This window comes from Yimella sp. cx-51, assembly GCF_017654605.1.
GTDB lineage: Bacteria > Actinomycetota > Actinomycetes > Actinomycetales > Dermatophilaceae > Yimella.
On the sequence record NZ_CP072113.1, the window covers coordinates 1,534,940 to 1,549,018 of the forward strand.

13 protein-coding genes and 1 tRNA gene are annotated in these 14,079 nt (G+C 67.0%); 11 read left to right on the forward strand and 3 right to left on the reverse strand.

The window, feature by feature from the left end:
• Nucleotide 1 precedes the first annotated feature (1 nt).
• The 5 genes from J5M86_RS07245 (at nt 2) to J5M86_RS07265 (ending at nt 6,997) form a co-directional block, all read left to right on the forward strand.
• The gene (locus J5M86_RS07245; RefSeq protein ID WP_188060745.1) at nt 2-2,539 is read left to right on the forward strand and encodes a circularly permuted type 2 ATP-grasp protein; all 2,538 of its coding nucleotides are present in this window, start codon (nt 2-4) and stop codon (nt 2,537-2,539) included.
• Nucleotides 2,536-3,477: a transglutaminase family protein gene (locus tag J5M86_RS07250; protein WP_188060744.1), complete on the forward strand. Its 942-nt coding sequence runs from the start codon at nt 2,536-2,538 to the stop codon at nt 3,475-3,477. The genes J5M86_RS07245 and J5M86_RS07250 overlap by 4 nt, the downstream gene beginning before the upstream one ends.
• Before the next feature lie 339 nt (nt 3,478-3,816).
• Nucleotides 3,817-3,904 (forward strand) — tRNA-Leu (locus tag J5M86_RS07255).
• 202 nt (nt 3,905-4,106) lie between these two features.
• The gene (locus J5M86_RS07260) at nt 4,107-5,672 is read left to right on the forward strand and encodes an ATP-dependent DNA ligase (protein WP_188060743.1); all 1,566 of its coding nucleotides are present in this window, start codon (nt 4,107-4,109) and stop codon (nt 5,670-5,672) included.
• Nucleotides 5,669-6,997, forward strand: coding sequence for a M20/M25/M40 family metallo-hydrolase (locus tag J5M86_RS07265; RefSeq protein WP_188060742.1), 1,329 nt, complete (start codon nt 5,669-5,671; stop codon nt 6,995-6,997). The genes J5M86_RS07260 and J5M86_RS07265 overlap by 4 nt, the downstream gene beginning before the upstream one ends.
• Nucleotides 6,998-7,009: 12 nt before the next feature.
• On the opposite strand, the gene J5M86_RS07270 is transcribed toward J5M86_RS07265, so the two are convergent.
• The gene (locus J5M86_RS07270) at nt 7,010-7,204 is read right to left on the reverse strand and encodes a DUF5703 family protein (RefSeq protein ID WP_208965123.1); all 195 of its coding nucleotides are present in this window, start codon (nt 7,202-7,204) and stop codon (nt 7,010-7,012) included.
• A gap of 29 nt (nt 7,205-7,233) precedes the next feature.
• On the opposite strand from J5M86_RS07270, the gene J5M86_RS07275 reads away from it, so the two are divergent.
• A complete protein-coding gene (locus J5M86_RS07275) occupies nt 7,234-7,629 on the forward strand; it encodes a DNA primase (RefSeq protein WP_188060740.1) in 396 nt (131 codons plus the stop codon).
• A 34-nt stretch (nt 7,630-7,663) separates the two neighbouring features.
• On the opposite strand, the gene J5M86_RS07280 is transcribed toward J5M86_RS07275, so the two are convergent.
• Nucleotides 7,664-8,611, reverse strand: coding sequence for an aldo/keto reductase (locus tag J5M86_RS07280; protein WP_188060739.1), 948 nt, complete (start codon nt 8,609-8,611; stop codon nt 7,664-7,666).
• Nucleotides 8,612-8,665: 54 nt separating this feature from the next.
• Here J5M86_RS07280 and J5M86_RS07285 point away from each other — a divergent pair, with 54 nt between their 5' ends.
• The 5 genes from J5M86_RS07285 to mshC all read left to right on the forward strand — a co-directional run bounded on the left by J5M86_RS07285 (nt 8,666) and on the right by mshC (nt 13,089).
• Nucleotides 8,666-9,727 (forward strand): LLM class F420-dependent oxidoreductase, encoded by a 1,062-nt coding sequence (locus J5M86_RS07285; RefSeq protein ID WP_188060738.1) that lies wholly within the window; start codon nt 8,666-8,668, stop codon nt 9,725-9,727.
• A complete protein-coding gene (locus tag J5M86_RS07290; protein ID WP_188060737.1) occupies nt 9,724-10,431 on the forward strand; it encodes an MSMEG_4193 family putative phosphomutase in 708 nt (235 codons plus the stop codon). Before J5M86_RS07285 ends, J5M86_RS07290 begins: the two co-directional genes overlap by 4 nt.
• A gap of 10 nt (nt 10,432-10,441) precedes the next feature.
• Complete coding sequence (locus tag J5M86_RS07295; RefSeq protein WP_188060736.1) at nt 10,442-10,981, forward strand: DUF3090 domain-containing protein; 540 nt, start codon at nt 10,442-10,444, stop codon at nt 10,979-10,981.
• Nucleotides 10,959-11,771, forward strand: coding sequence for an SCO1664 family protein (locus J5M86_RS07300; RefSeq protein ID WP_208965124.1), 813 nt, complete (start codon nt 10,959-10,961; stop codon nt 11,769-11,771). Before J5M86_RS07295 ends, J5M86_RS07300 begins: the two co-directional genes overlap by 23 nt.
• 64 nt (nt 11,772-11,835) lie before the next feature.
• Nucleotides 11,836-13,089, forward strand: coding sequence for a cysteine--1-D-myo-inosityl 2-amino-2-deoxy-alpha-D-glucopyranoside ligase (gene mshC, locus J5M86_RS07305; RefSeq protein ID WP_188060734.1), 1,254 nt, complete (start codon nt 11,836-11,838; stop codon nt 13,087-13,089).
• 17 nt (nt 13,090-13,106) lie between these two features.
• Here the strand turns inward: mshC and J5M86_RS07310 are convergent, their stop codons facing one another.
• A complete protein-coding gene (locus tag J5M86_RS07310; RefSeq protein WP_188060733.1) occupies nt 13,107-13,952 on the reverse strand; it encodes a PAC2 family protein in 846 nt (281 codons plus the stop codon).
• Nucleotides 13,953-14,079 lie beyond the last annotated feature (127 nt).

Sequence of the window (14,079 nt, forward strand, 5' to 3'; positions counted from 1 at the left end):
CATGACGGCTCAACCGCAGGAATCCGGCTCCCTCCTGCACGAGTACGCCGACCGCGTCCGTGATCTGCAGGTGCAATTGCCGGACGCTGCCGTCTGTGACACCTTCGTCGATGAGTGGCTGCGCGCTGACGGACAGACTCCGCACCACGAGGTGATCGATCTGGCGAACCGGCTCGGCCGCGGCGGACTGCTGGCCCGCAAGGCGGCGACTGCTCGCCATGTGCGCGGCGACGGGCTGACCTATGGATCGACCTCCGGTCGGCGCTGGACCCTCGACCCGCTGCCGATCGTGCTCGGTTCGCAGGAGTGGACGCAGCTGGAACGCGGATTGTCCCAGCGGGCGGTACTGCTCGACCTGGTCTTGGCTGACCTGTACGGCGAGCGCCGGCTGATCTCCGGCGGACTGCTGCCTGCAGCGGTCGTCCTGGGGCACGACGGCTTCCTGTTCGGCGCACATGGCATCCGTCTACCGGGCGCGCACCAACTGGTGATGACGAGCACCGACCTCGCACGCGACGCCTCCGGTGCATGGACGGTGCTGTCGGACCGCACGCAGGCGCCGTCGGGTGCTGGTTACGCGATGGCCGACCGGCGCATCGTCGCCCGCACCATGACGCGGCTGTACCGCACCACCGAACTGGCCCGGCTGCGCGGCTTCTTCGACCACATGGGCGATGCCCTGTTGGACGCTGCACCCGACGTCGATCGTCCGCACATCGCCCTGCTTTCACCCGGGCCGGATTGCGAGACCGCGTTCGACCAGGCCTTCCTGGCCAACCTGCTCGGCATGCCGCTGGTGCAGGCCGAAGACCTCACCATGCGCGATGGTCAGGTGTGGCGCCGCACGACGCACAAGCCGGAGCGGGTGGATGTGCTCGTACGCCGGGTGGACGCCGAATGGTCGGATCCCCTTGATCTGCGCGGTGATTCGCGACTCGGAGTGCCCGGTCTGGCGGAGGCCTGTCGGCGGGGAAAGATCAGCGTGGTCAACCCGCTTGGCAGCGGTGTACTGGAGAACCCTGCGCTGCTGGCGTACCTGCCGGCGATCGCGAAGGAGCTGCTCGGTGAAGAGCTGCTCCTGCCGCAGCCTCGCTCTTGGTGGCTGGGCGACGAGGAGTCAGCACGCGAAGCCTTCGGCCGCCTCGACACATTGGTGATCAAGCCGATCAGCCGCAACTCCGGCGAACTCGCGATCCACGGCTGGGACCTGGACGCCGGGCAGCTGGCGAACCTGCGCAGCCAGATCGAGGCCGAGCCGTGGCGGTGGGCGGCCCAGGAGCAGATCGCGATGTCGACGACCCCGATCATCGGGCCCGATGGGCTGGAACCGCGGCGCTTTGTGCTCCGCTCCTTCGGCGTGGGCGGCGCAGAGGGTTACCGATTCCTGCCCGGAGGCCTGGGGCGGGTGTCGACCGAAGCCGGCAGCTGGATCGTGTCGAACGAGCGTGGGGGAGTCGCCAAGGACATCTGGGTGCTCGCCGGCGACCGGGAACAAGCCGACCTCACTGCCCGTCATCGTTCGCCCGACAGTCTCCTGCTGCCCGACCTCGACTCGCGCATCTCCCTCACGCCGCGCGTTGCTGACGATCTCTACTGGTGGGGCCGCTACACCGAGCGCGCGGAAGCCACCGCGCGTTTGCTGACCGTTGTCGACGACCTGGTCGCCGACAACCACGGACGTGGCGACTCACCCGGCCGCATCGCGATGACGACGATGCTCGACACCCTCTCGGCATCGAGTGGGGTGGCGCAGCGGGCCGACGAGTCACCCAACGATTTCCTACGGCGCATGCTCACCGATGCCTCGACTCCCGGCACGGTGGCGTTCACCGTGACCCAGGTGGTGCGCACCTCCTATGCCGTACGCGAACTGCTCTCCAACGACACGTGGTTGCTGCTGAGCCGGTTGCAAGGGGCGCTGCAAGCACGCGTGGACGACGACGAACCGCTGACCGACACGCTCGCTCAGATGCTCGAGTCACTGATCGGGTTGACCGGTCTCGCGGCGGAGAACACCGTCCGGGACGAGGTCTGGTCGTTCATGGATCTGGGCCGACGCGTGGAGCGCTCGACCGCACTCGTTGCCTTGCTGCGCACCGCCGCCGATTCCGATCGTTCGCCGGTCGCCGATGGTCAGGTCACCGAGGCCACGCTGCGAGCCTGTGATTCAGGCATCACCTTCCGCCGCCGGCTCGCCACCGGAAACGGGCCCGCTTCACCGGTCGCCGGAATGCTGCAGTTGCTGTTGCGCGACCCCATCAACCCGCGCTCACTGGAGTTCCAGATCGACCGGATGCTCACTGTCACAGCGGGATTCGACAACGCCGAGGTGGCCGACGCCCTCCAGGCTTTGCGCCGTTTGACCAGCGTTGCCGACCCGGAGGAGTTCGCGGCCAAGAGAACTCGCCTCGCGGCCTGGGGCACGCAACTGAACGACCAGCTGCGCGACTTCTCCGACCTGCTGAACAGCACATACTTTCGCCGCCAGACCTCCTCGCGCCGCATGACCAGCCAGGTGCAGATCGGAGTGCGCCAATGAGCGACGACCTGCACGGCACGAAGCGCTACGAGGTGCGCCACGTCACCGAGTACACCTATGACGACTACGTGACGGCCTCCTACGGCCGCGCCTGCCTGCGTCCGCGGGCCACCGATCACCAGGTGGTCACCTCCAACCTCATCGAGGTGTCACCGCGTGCCGACGTGATGTCGGAGCACACCGACTTCTTCGGCAACTTCAGCCATTACCTCGAGATCCGCAACCGGCACACCGTGCTGCGAGTGAAGAAGACCAGTCAGGTCGAGGTCAGCTGGCCCCGCGTCGACGTCGACGCCCTCAACAAGTGGACGATCGGGCAGGCTCGGGCCGAGATGGCGCGCGTGGCAGCGGGTCGCGATGTCGATCATCTGACCTATCTGCTGCCCTCGCAGCTGGTGGCACCGACCCCTGCCGTCCAGGCATATGCCCGCGAACATCTGCCGGACGACCGACCCCTCGGTGAAGCACTGGTCAACCTCTACGAACTCATCTACAGCGAGTTCAAGTACGCCAAGGGAGCCACGAACAACAGCACGACCCTGGACGAGCTGTTGGCGAACAAGGCAGGTGTCTGCCAGGACTTCGCGCACCTCGCGGTCGGAATGTGCCGCGTCGTCGGGCTGCCGGCCCGCTACGTCAGTGGCTACATCGAAACCCAACCTCCGCCCGGCAAACAGAAGCTCGAAGGCTCGGACGCCACGCACGCCTGGATGTCGGTGCGCACGCCGCTGGGATGGAACGACCTCGACCCGACCAACAACCACTTCGCCGACTCGCGCTACATCGTCACCGCGTGGGGCCGCGACTTCCGCGACGTCTCACCGATGAAGGGCGTCATCTTCACCGAGAGCAAGAGCAGCAAGCTCAAGGTAGGTGTCGACGTCCTTCCGTTGTCGGACAAGGGAGTTCCGCTCCAGGAGCCGCTCCCAGCCGAGTAGGTGCCCGTCCCTGGGACAAATCGGCGTGAGTTTGTGGGGTTCGTGCGCGTACGAACCCCACAAACTCACGCCGATTCCTGCGAGGGCGGGTACTTCAGTCGCGTCCGCGCAGGGTTGCGACGCCGTCCCCGGTCAGGTCGTCCAGGATGAGCGTCCAGATGTCAGTGCTGGTCATGGCTTCTTTCACGGCGGGCGGCCTGCTTCGGCAGCGAAGTATCCGCGCTACGCGCACTCGCTGTCCAGCGCCCGGCCCGCCGGAGTCGATGCGAGAGTTCAGCCACGTGCGTGCTAATGTTTCGCGTCGTTGGCCACCCGCAAAACGGGTGTCCAGATCACCTAGTCCGGGTGGCGGAATGGCAGACGCGCTAGCTTGAGGTGCTAGTGCCCTTTAACGGGCGTGGGGGTTCAAGTCCCCCTCCGGACACCAGACGAAATCCCGTGTCTCTGCAGGTCAGAGGCACGGGATCGTTGTTTCTCCTCGCCTGGTCAGTCGGCTCGGCCCACCGTGTCGGTGCGGGCTGGGACGATCTGCTCATTGCCCCTTTCCGAACGCAGGAGATCGTCGCCATGAGTGTGTCCTTGGGCTGGCCTCCCCACCGCAGCACTGCACGACCACCGAGGAGCAGCACGTGACGCTCTTCGCCGAGCTTGCACGGACCTCGCGCACTGTCGCCGGCACGCGATCACGCAACGCGAAGGTCGAGGCGATTGCCGAGTTGCTCCGGCAGGTCGATCCGGACGAACAAGCAATCGTGGCCGACCATCTCGCGGGGGTGCTGCCGCAGGGACGCACCGGGGTGGGCTGGCGATCGCTGCAGAAGGTCGAGGCCGAACCCGCCGCCGAAGCGACTCTGTCCATTGCTGAGGTCGACGAGCAGATCAGTGCAATCGCCAGCACCCACGGCAGCGGATCCGCCTCCCGCAGAAGCGAATCGCTCACCGATCTGTGGTCCCGACTCACCACCGATGAGCGCGCATTCCTGACTGGGCTACTCCTTGGCGACGCGCGCCAAGGCGCCGGCGACGGCATCATGCTCAAGGCCGTCGCTGCGGCTGCAGAGGTGAAAGAGACAGAGGTGCGCCGGGCAGTCATGCTCGCCGGACGCACCGGTCCGGTTGCGGCAGCCGCGCTGCAAGGTGGTGCGGAGGCACTGGCGCAGGTGCGCTTGGAGGTCGGCCGCCCGCTGCGTCCGATGCTCGCGGGCTCCAGCCCTGAGGTGGAGTCGGCGCTGGACGACACCGCTCCCTGGAGCGCCGAGGTGAAGCTGGACGGCATCCGCATCCAGGCGCACAAGGACGGCGACGAGGTGCGGTTGTTCACCCGTAGCCTCGACGACATCACCGACCGGCTGCCCGAGGTGGTGGAACTTGTGCGCTCTCTGCCCGCGCAGCAACTGGTGCTCGACGGGGAGGCAATCGCACTCAAGGCCGACGGTTCGCCGGAGCCCTTCCAAGTGACCGGAGCACGCACCGCGAGCAGCGCTGATCCGGAGTCGCTGCGCGAACGCGTGCCGGTGACGCCGCTCTTCTTCGATCTGCTGCACCTCGATGGCGAGGATCTGGTCGACACACCGCTGGGCGAACGTCGCGACCGTCTGGAGGCGATCGTCCCGGCAGTGAACGTTGTCACCGTTCAGCGAGGCGTCACTCAGCAGCAGGCCCGCGCCTTCTTCGACGAATGGGTGGCCCGCGGCCACGAGGGCGTGGTGCTGAAACGACTCGACGCGCCGTACGCCGCCGGTCGGCGTGGTGCCACCTGGATCAAGGTGAAACCTCGTCACACCCTCGACCTCGTTGTCCTCGCCGTGGAAGAGGGCAGCGGCCGTCGCAAGGGCTACTTGTCGAACATCCACCTGGGCGCCCGCAACGCCGACGGCAACGGTTTCACCATGCTCGGCAAGACCTTCAAGGGCATGACCGACGAGATGCTCGCCTGGCAGACGCAGCGTTTCACCGAGCTCATGACCGACCGCGACGACTGGTTGGTGCGCGTCCGCCCCGAGCAGGTCGTCGAGATCGCCTTCGACGGTCTGCAGCGCTCGACCAGATACCCCGGCGGCGTCGCGCTCCGCTTTGCGCGTGTGCTGCGCTATCGCGACGACAAGCGCGCTGACGAGGCCGACACACTCGACGACGTGCTGCGTTTGGCACAGTGGGGCCAGCATGCCGACGCCGATCATGAGGAGCAGGGATGAACACCCACGACGACATCAAGGCCCGCGACGAGGTTGTGCGCATCTGCCAAGACCTCATCGGCATCGACACCAGCAACTACGGCGACGGCAGCGGGCCGGGCGAACGCAAGGCCGCCGAGTATGTGATGTCTGAGCTCACCGAGGTGGGCCTCGACCCTGAGCTCATCGAGAGCGAGCCGGGTCGGGCCAGCGTGATCGTCCGGATCGAGGGCGAGGACACCAGCCGCGGAGCCCTCGTGGTGCACGGCCACCTCGATGTCGTGCCGGCGAACGCCGACGACTGGCAGGTCGACCCGTTCGCGGCAGAGATCAAGGACGACTGCGTCTGGGGCCGCGGCGCGGTCGACATGAAGGACATGGACGCGATGATCATCGCGAACGTGCGCGAACTCGTCCGGTCGGGCAAGAAGCCCCCGCGCGACCTCATCATCGGCATGTTCGCCGACGAGGAGGCCGGCGGCGTCAAGGGCAGCCATTGGCTGGTCGACAACCGTCCCGAACTCTTCGAAGGCGCCACGGAAGCGATCAGCGAAGTGGGTGGTTACAGCGTCACCGTGCCGCGGCACGCTGGGGGAGAGCAGCGCGTCTACCTGTTGCAGACCGCGGAGAAGGGCATCGCGTGGCTCCGCCTGGTGGCCCATGGCCGAGCCGGCCACGGTTCTGTGCCGAACGACGAGAACGCCGTGGTGCGCCTCGCCGAAGCCATCGCTCGGATCAACCAGCACCACTGGCCGCGTGAATACATCGCCAGCGTCTCGTTGCTGCTGGACGGGCTGAGTGAGATCACCGGCATCGCCTATTCGCCCGACAACGCCGACGAACTCCTGACCACGATCGGCGGCGCACGCGGGTTCGTCGAAGGCACCCTGCGCGACACGTCCAACTTCACGATGCTCGAGAGCGGCTACAAGCACAACGTGATCCCGCAGTCGGCATCAGCCAGCCTCGACTGCCGCTTCCTGCCCGGCCACGAGGACGACCTCATGGAGACCATTCGGCGACTTGCCGGTGAATTCGTGGAGGTGGAGGTCGTGCACCGCGACATCGCGTTGGACGCCCCCGTCGAAGGGCCAGTGGTCGACAAGATGACCCAGGCCGTGCTGCGCCACGACCCGGAGTCGGCCGTCCTGCCCTACTGCCTGTCCGGCGGCACCGACAACAAGTCGCTCGCCAAACTCGGGGTCACCGGTTACGGATTTGCGCCGCTGAAGCTGCCCGCAGACCTCGATTTCGCACCGATGTTCCACGGCATCGACGAGCGAGTTCCGTTGGAGTCCTTGCGATTCGGCGCCGACGTGCTCGGCGACTTCCTGCGCGACTGCTGATCGAAGGAAGGCTCAGGCCGTGCGCTGCACGCGAATGATCTTGCGCCGCAGCCACACCCGCCGCAGGCCGCCCATGTAGAGGCGAGTGCGGGCCAACTCCCAGTGCCCGTACTCGGCATGATCGGTCAACATCTGGCGCACGGCGGATCGCTCGACGTCCCGCGGAAACGTCAGCACCTGGTACTCGTATTCGATCATCGGTGCCATTGTGCGCCAGAGCAGATAGCGTCTGGGACATGAGCACCGATCCGCGCGTCGCCCTGAACCAGTTCGTGAATGCCCTCCAGCGTCATTTCGAGCTCGCGGCCAGCGGGCGTGACCAGGACGACCAGCACGTCCAGGATGCGTTCAACGCTCTGTCCGACGCTTTCGACGCCTACGACGAGGCGTTGTACGAGGAGTACGGACTCACCACGCCCTTCTTCCTCGCCGCCGACGACGATGACGATGATGACTTCGATGATGACGATGATTCGGACGACGAAGACGACGAGGATGATTCGGACGACGATGATGAGGATGAAGACGACGAGGATGACGATGTCGACCTCGATGAGTTCGACGACGACGAAGAGGACGATGAGCCCTATCGCGGGCTCGAGGTCGACGAATTCGACTACGAGTCGGAGTGATTCGGCACTGAGCTGAGGCTCATCGCCGTAGCGGTCAACTCATCGAAGGGATGCTGACGTCGTCGAGCGCGTCCCGCACCGCGTCGGCGATGTGCAACTGCTGCGCCGCCAACGCCGCTCGGAGCTGACCCTGCCGGCGGGCACCCACCACCGCAGTGGAGACCCCCGGACGTTCCCGCAGCCAGGCGAGCGCGACCTCGGTCTGCGACACGTCGAGCCCCTCGGCCGCAGTGGCGACCGCCTTCATGACCGGACCGTCGGCAGCCGGAAGCATCTGTGCGGCCCAGCGCGGGTGGTCGCCGGTGTGCGCGCGGCTGTCGGCGGGCACACCCGAGCGGTACTTCCCGCTCAGCACGCCACCGGCCAACGGCGACCAGGCCATGACACCCAGCCCTGTTGCCGTGGCCGCCGGGATGATCTCGTTTTCGGCCGCGCGAGCCAACAGACTGTATTGAATCTGGTTGCAGACCAACGGAATACGCTGGTGGTGGGCTTCCTGGGCGACCATCGCCGACTGCCATCCGGTGTAGTTGGAAACCCCGACATAGCGCGCGGCACCGGAGCGAACAGCGTGGTCGAGCGCCCCGAGAGTCTCCTCCCACGGCACCTCGTCCGACCACGTGTGCACCAGCCAGAGGTCGAGACGGTCGGTGCGCAGCCGACGCAGCGATTCCTCGAGTTGGGTCAACAGGCCGCGGCGGGAGGTGTCGACGACCCGCTCGCCGGTGCGCCGGGAGATGCCGGCCTTGCCGACGAGCACGAGGTCGTCGCGGTGCAGGTCGGCGATGAGTTCGCCGATGAGGCTTTCGCTGGCGCCGTCGCCGTATCCGTAGGCGGTGTCGATGGTGGTGCCACCGGCGTCCAGGTAATCCTCGAGCAGCAATCGGGCGTCATCCTGCATCACCTGCGAGCCCCAGTTCATGGTGCCGAGAGTGAGCGTGGAAACCTGCAGGCCGCTGCGGCCCATCGTGCGCGATTGCATGGCCACACGCTACTGCGGGTGTTCGGCAGGCGTCCGCGGCGATAGCGTTCACTCATGCGACTTGGGCTCAACCTCGGCTACTGGGGCACGACCGGCACCGACGACCTCGAAGGCATGCTCCGGCTGAGCAAGGCTGCCGACGAGCACCACTACGACGTGGTGTGGCTGGCGGAGGTCTACGGCTCCGACATCCCGAGCCTCACCGGCTACCTCGCCGCGCACACTACGAATGTCGGGTACGGCGCGGCGATCATGCAGATCCCGGCCCGCACACCCGCGATGACCGCGATGACGGCCGCCACCCTCGATCGCATCACCGGCGGACGCTTCCACCTCGGCCTCGGCGTCTCCGGGCCGCAGGTCAGCGAAGGCTGGTACGGCGTGCGCTTCGCCGACCCGCTGGGACGCACCCGCGAATACGTCGAGATCGTGCGCAAGGCCCTCGGACGTCGCAACGTGGAGTTCCACGGGGAGCACTTCGAGCTGCCGCTGCCGGACGGCCCGGGCAAGGCGCTGCGCCTCCTGCTGCTGCCCGAACGTGAGGACGTGCCGATCTACCTGGCCTCCCTCGGCCCAAAGAATCTCGAACTCACTGGCGAGATCGCGGACGGCTGGATCGGCATCTTCGTCAGCCCCGAGTACCTCCCCGAGCAGTTGGCTCTCATCGAACGCGGACGCCAGAAGTCAGACACGAGCCTCGACGGCTTCGACGTCGTCGCATCGGTGAACGTCAGCCTCGCCGACGACATCGACGTCGCCGCTGACCGGTTGCGCGGCCACCACGCTCTCTACGTGGGCGGCATGGGCTCGAAGAACAAGAACTTCTACCACGCGCTCGCCGCACGCATGGGCTTCCAGCAGCAGGCCGACCACGTGCAGGACCTCTTCCTGGCCAAGCAACATCGCGACGCCGCCGCGGCGATGCCGCGGGAGTTCATCGAGCGCACCGCGATCGTCGGCGATACCGAAGCAGCGCGGTCGAGGCTGCGGGCGTACGCGCAGGCCGGCGTGACCACGCTGGCGATCTCGCCGTGGATGGATTCGTTGGAAGAACGCGTCGAGTTGGTCGGGCTGATCGCCCGCCTCATGGACGAAGAAGGACTGCGCGACTCGTGACGACCGTTTTGTTGCTGCGCCACGGACGCACCGCGTCCAATGCCCAGGGTGTGTTGGCCGGATGGACTGAAGGCATCGGGCTGGACGACGTGGGGCAGACGCAGGTCGCATCGCTGGGCCAACGGCTGCGCGATGTACCGCTCGCCGGCGTAGTGACCAGTCCGCTGCAGCGATGCGTCGAGACGACCAACGCTGTCGTCGGCGCACGCGATCTGCCGGTGACCCTCGACGCCGGTGTGGGGGAGTGCCGCTACGGCGCCTGGACCGGCAAGCTGCTCAAAGACCTCGCCACGGAACCGCTGTGGCGGGTGGTGCAGGACCACCCGAGCGCTGCCACCTTCCCACCGAGCGACGACTACGAGCACGAATCGCTGGCCGGCATGCAGCGTCGCGCCATGGACACGCTGCGCGCGCATGACGCCCGGTTCACCGACGAAGTGGGCCCGCACGCGGTGTGGGCGCTGGTCTCGCACGGCGATGTGATCAAGGCGATCCTCGCCGAATGTCTGGGCCAACATCTCGACCAGTTCCAGCGAATCACCGTCGGTCCGGCGTCGCTCAGCGCGGTGCGGCTCACCGCCACCCGGCCCTTCGTGCTGCGTACCAACGACACCGGCAGCGATCCGGTCGACCTCGTGCCCGCTCCGGAGACTGCGACAGACACCGATGCCACACCGGGTGGCGGAGCCAGCGCGTCGGGCTAGGGTCGATTACATGCCGTTGATCGAGTACACCGACCCCGACCGGTTCGTCGCGGGCACCGTGGGCCCCGCAGGGCAGCGCACCTTCTTCGTGCAGGCCGTCGAGGGCCGGCGCATCACGAGCGTTTCGCTGGAGAAAGCCCAGGTGGCCATGCTCGCCGAGCGGATCGACGAACTGCTCGACAGCCTCGATGCCACCGCCGATGTACCCGCCATGCAGCCCGACAACGAGCCGCTGAGCACGCCCATCGAGGACGAGTTCCGGGTCGGCACGCTCACCCTGGCCTGGGAGCCGGAGCTGCAGCGCCTTGTCGTCGAATGCATCGACTCCACGGTCTCGGTCGAGGTGGACGATTCTGGTGAGCCCTCGGTCGAGGTCGACGAGCCCGACAGCACCACCCTGCGCATCACCGTCCAGCCCGCAGTGGCCCGTGAATTCGCCCGCCGCGCAGTCGCTCTGCTCGACCAGGGACGTCCACCGTGCCCGCTGTGCGGTGATCCACTCGACCCGTCCGGCCATGTCTGCCCGCGTGCCAACGGATACAAGCGCTGACGACTCTTCGCTGCGGTTGCTGGCCGTCAGCGAACTCGAGATCGAAGGTCGGTTGCTGGACGCTTCGAATGTCGCGTTGCGGGTCTGGGTGACCGACGGCGAAACGCGAATGTCGGCTGTCTACAAGCCGATTCGCGGCGAACGGCCGCTGTGGGACTTTCCGGACGGCTCGCTCGCCGGACGAGAATGGGCGTCCTGGTTGATCTCCGATCTCACCGGCTGGGGCTTCGTGCCTCCCACGGTCCTGCGCGACGGCCCGCTCGGCACCGGCACCGTGCAGCAATGGGTCGGCCCACTCGACGGACGCCATGATCCGGAGTTCGTGCGGATCGACTCACCGAACGATGTTCCAGAGGGAAACATCGCGGTGCTGTCGGCGCAGGACGAGGCGGACCGTCCGCTCGTGGTGTCGCACGCCGACACCCCACGGCTGCGGAGCCTGGCGACCTTCGACGCCGTGCTCAACAATGCCGACCGCAAGGCCAGCGCGCTGCTCGCGGACGACGAGGAGTTCTGGGCAATCGACCATGGCCTCTGCCTGCACCACGAGGAGAAGCTGCGCACGGTCTTCTGGGGTTTCGCCGGCGATCCGATCGAGGACGCCGATCTCATAGTGCTGCAAGCACTTTCGGCGCAGCTGCAAGAGACTGAGGTCGTCGATCAGCTCGGGTCGGTGCTGGACGCCGCAGAGCTGGATGCGCTCAGCAGCCGGGTGCACGCGCTGCTCGCCACCGGTGTGATGCCGGAGGTTCCGTTCGACCGACACCCGCTGCCCTGGCCACTGTGGTGACCTGTGACGGGAGGCACGCCGACAGCGTCCGGGGCACGGCTGCGCGGCAATTAGGCTTGCCGACGTGAAGACCTGGAGCGCTCCGTCGGTGCCGGCCCTCGACGTCGTCTCGCCGCCCCTGCGGCTGCGCGACGAACACACGGGCGAGCTGCGAGAAGTGCCCACCGACGGCCCCGTCGGGGTCTACGTCTGTGGCATCACGCCGTACGACACCACCCACCTCGGACACGCCGCGACCTACATCACGTTTGATCTGGCGATCCGGGCGCTGCGCACGGCCGGCCACGAGGTCACCTACGTCCAGAACGTCACCGACATCGACGACCCGCTGTTGGAACGCGCCGAGCGCGACGGCATCGACTGGCAAGATCTCGCCGCCCGCGAGATCGAGCTCTTCCACGGCGACATGGTGGCCCTGCGCAACATCCCGCCGCAGCACTACGTCGGCGTCGTGGAGACGATGCCGCGCCAGGTGGCCGTGATCCAGCAGTTGCTGCGCGACGGTCACGCCTACCGGTTGCCGGTCGACGACGCCGAATCGGGCGTCACCGGCGCGAACGACATCTACCTCGACCTGTCGACTCAACCCAGCTTCGGCAGCACCAGCGGTTGGACCCGCGAGCAGATGCTCGAAGTCTTCGCCGACCGCGGCGGTGACCCCGACCGTCCGGGCAAGCGCGACGTGCTCGACCCGCTCCTGTGGCGCGGTCAGCGCGTCGGCGAACCCCATTGGGACGGAGGCGAACTCGGCCCCGGACGACCCGGCTGGCACCTGGAGTGCACCACGATCGCCCTCGACCACCTCGGCATGGGTTTCACCCTGCAGGGAGGCGGCACTGATCTGATCTTTCCCCACCACGAGATGTCGGCCGTGCAGGCGGAGGCACTCACCGGCAGCTCACCCTTCGCGCATCGCTACGCCCACCAGGCGATGGTGGCCTACGACGGCGAGAAGATGAGCAAGTCGAAGGGCAACCTGGTGAAGGTCTCGGTGCTGCGTGCCGAAGGCGTCGACCCGATGGCGATCCGCCTCGTGCTGCTCGACCACCATTACGCCACCGACTGGGAGTACAGCCACGACCAGTTAACGCAGGCGCAGCAGCGGCTGGCCACCTGGCGTCGAGCCCTCAGCAACGCCGCAGATGCCGACGCGCAGGAGGTCTCCCGCGAAGTCACCGCCGCGCTCGCAAACGACCTCGACTCACCGAGCGCCATCGCCGCGGTCGATGCCTGGGCAGCCAAGCACCAGGACGCCGCAGCAGGCGACTCTCCGACGGTGCGGGCAGCGCTCGACGCCGTCCTGGGCCTGAGCCTCTGACGTCGGACCTCTGCAGGTCAGGGGTTCTCGTCGCGTCGCCGGAGGTATTTCTCGAACTCCCGCGCGATCGCGTCACCGCTGGCCTCAGGCAACTCGGTGGTGTCCTGTGATTGTTCGAGCGCCTCGACGTACTCGGCGATCTCTTCGTCGCTGGAAGCGAGTTCGTCGACGCCACGCTGCCAGGCAGCGGCCTGCTCGGTGAGATCTGCACGGTCGATCACGGTGTCGAGCAGCTCCTCAAGGCGCGACACCATTGCCAGCGTCGCCTTGGGTGAAGGCGAGGCAGCGGCGTAGTGCGGCACCGCCGCCCAACCTGAAAGCGTCGAGATACCAGTGCGATCGGCGGTATCGGAGAGCACACCGACGATGCCGGTGGGGCCCTCGTAGCGACTCGGCTCGAGGTCGTACCGCTGCTGGATGTCGGGGTTGTCGGCGGTCACCGTGATCGGGATCGGCCGGGTGTGGGGGACGTCGGCCAGCAGCGCGCCGAGCGTGATGATCATCGAGGTGTCGGTCTCGACCGCGAGCGAGAGCAGCTCGGAGGTGAACTGCAACCAGCGGAACGACGGCTCGATGCCGTGGACCAGCAGGACGTCCCGGTCGAGCGGGGTGTCGCGGGCGAGGTAGACCCGTGTCGTGGGCCATTCGATCTGCCGGTCACCGGGATCACCCACCACCCGTGGCCGGTTGACCTGGAAGTCGTAGTAGTCCGCCGGGTCGATAGCCGCCACGAGTTCGGCGTCCCACACGGTGATGAGATGTTCGACTGTCGACGAGGCGACCTCGCCGGCGTCGTTCCAGCCCTCGAAAGCGGCGATCATCAGGGCGTCGTCGAGCAGCGGGATGTCCTCGATCTCGATCACGAGCCGGCTCCTTCGACGGGGATGTGGGACTGCATTCCGACAGCCTACGAAAGTGCTGCGTCTCGCGCTTCGACGTACCAGGCCCGCAACATGGGTGTGTCGTAAACTCTGGCGACTCTACGAAGGG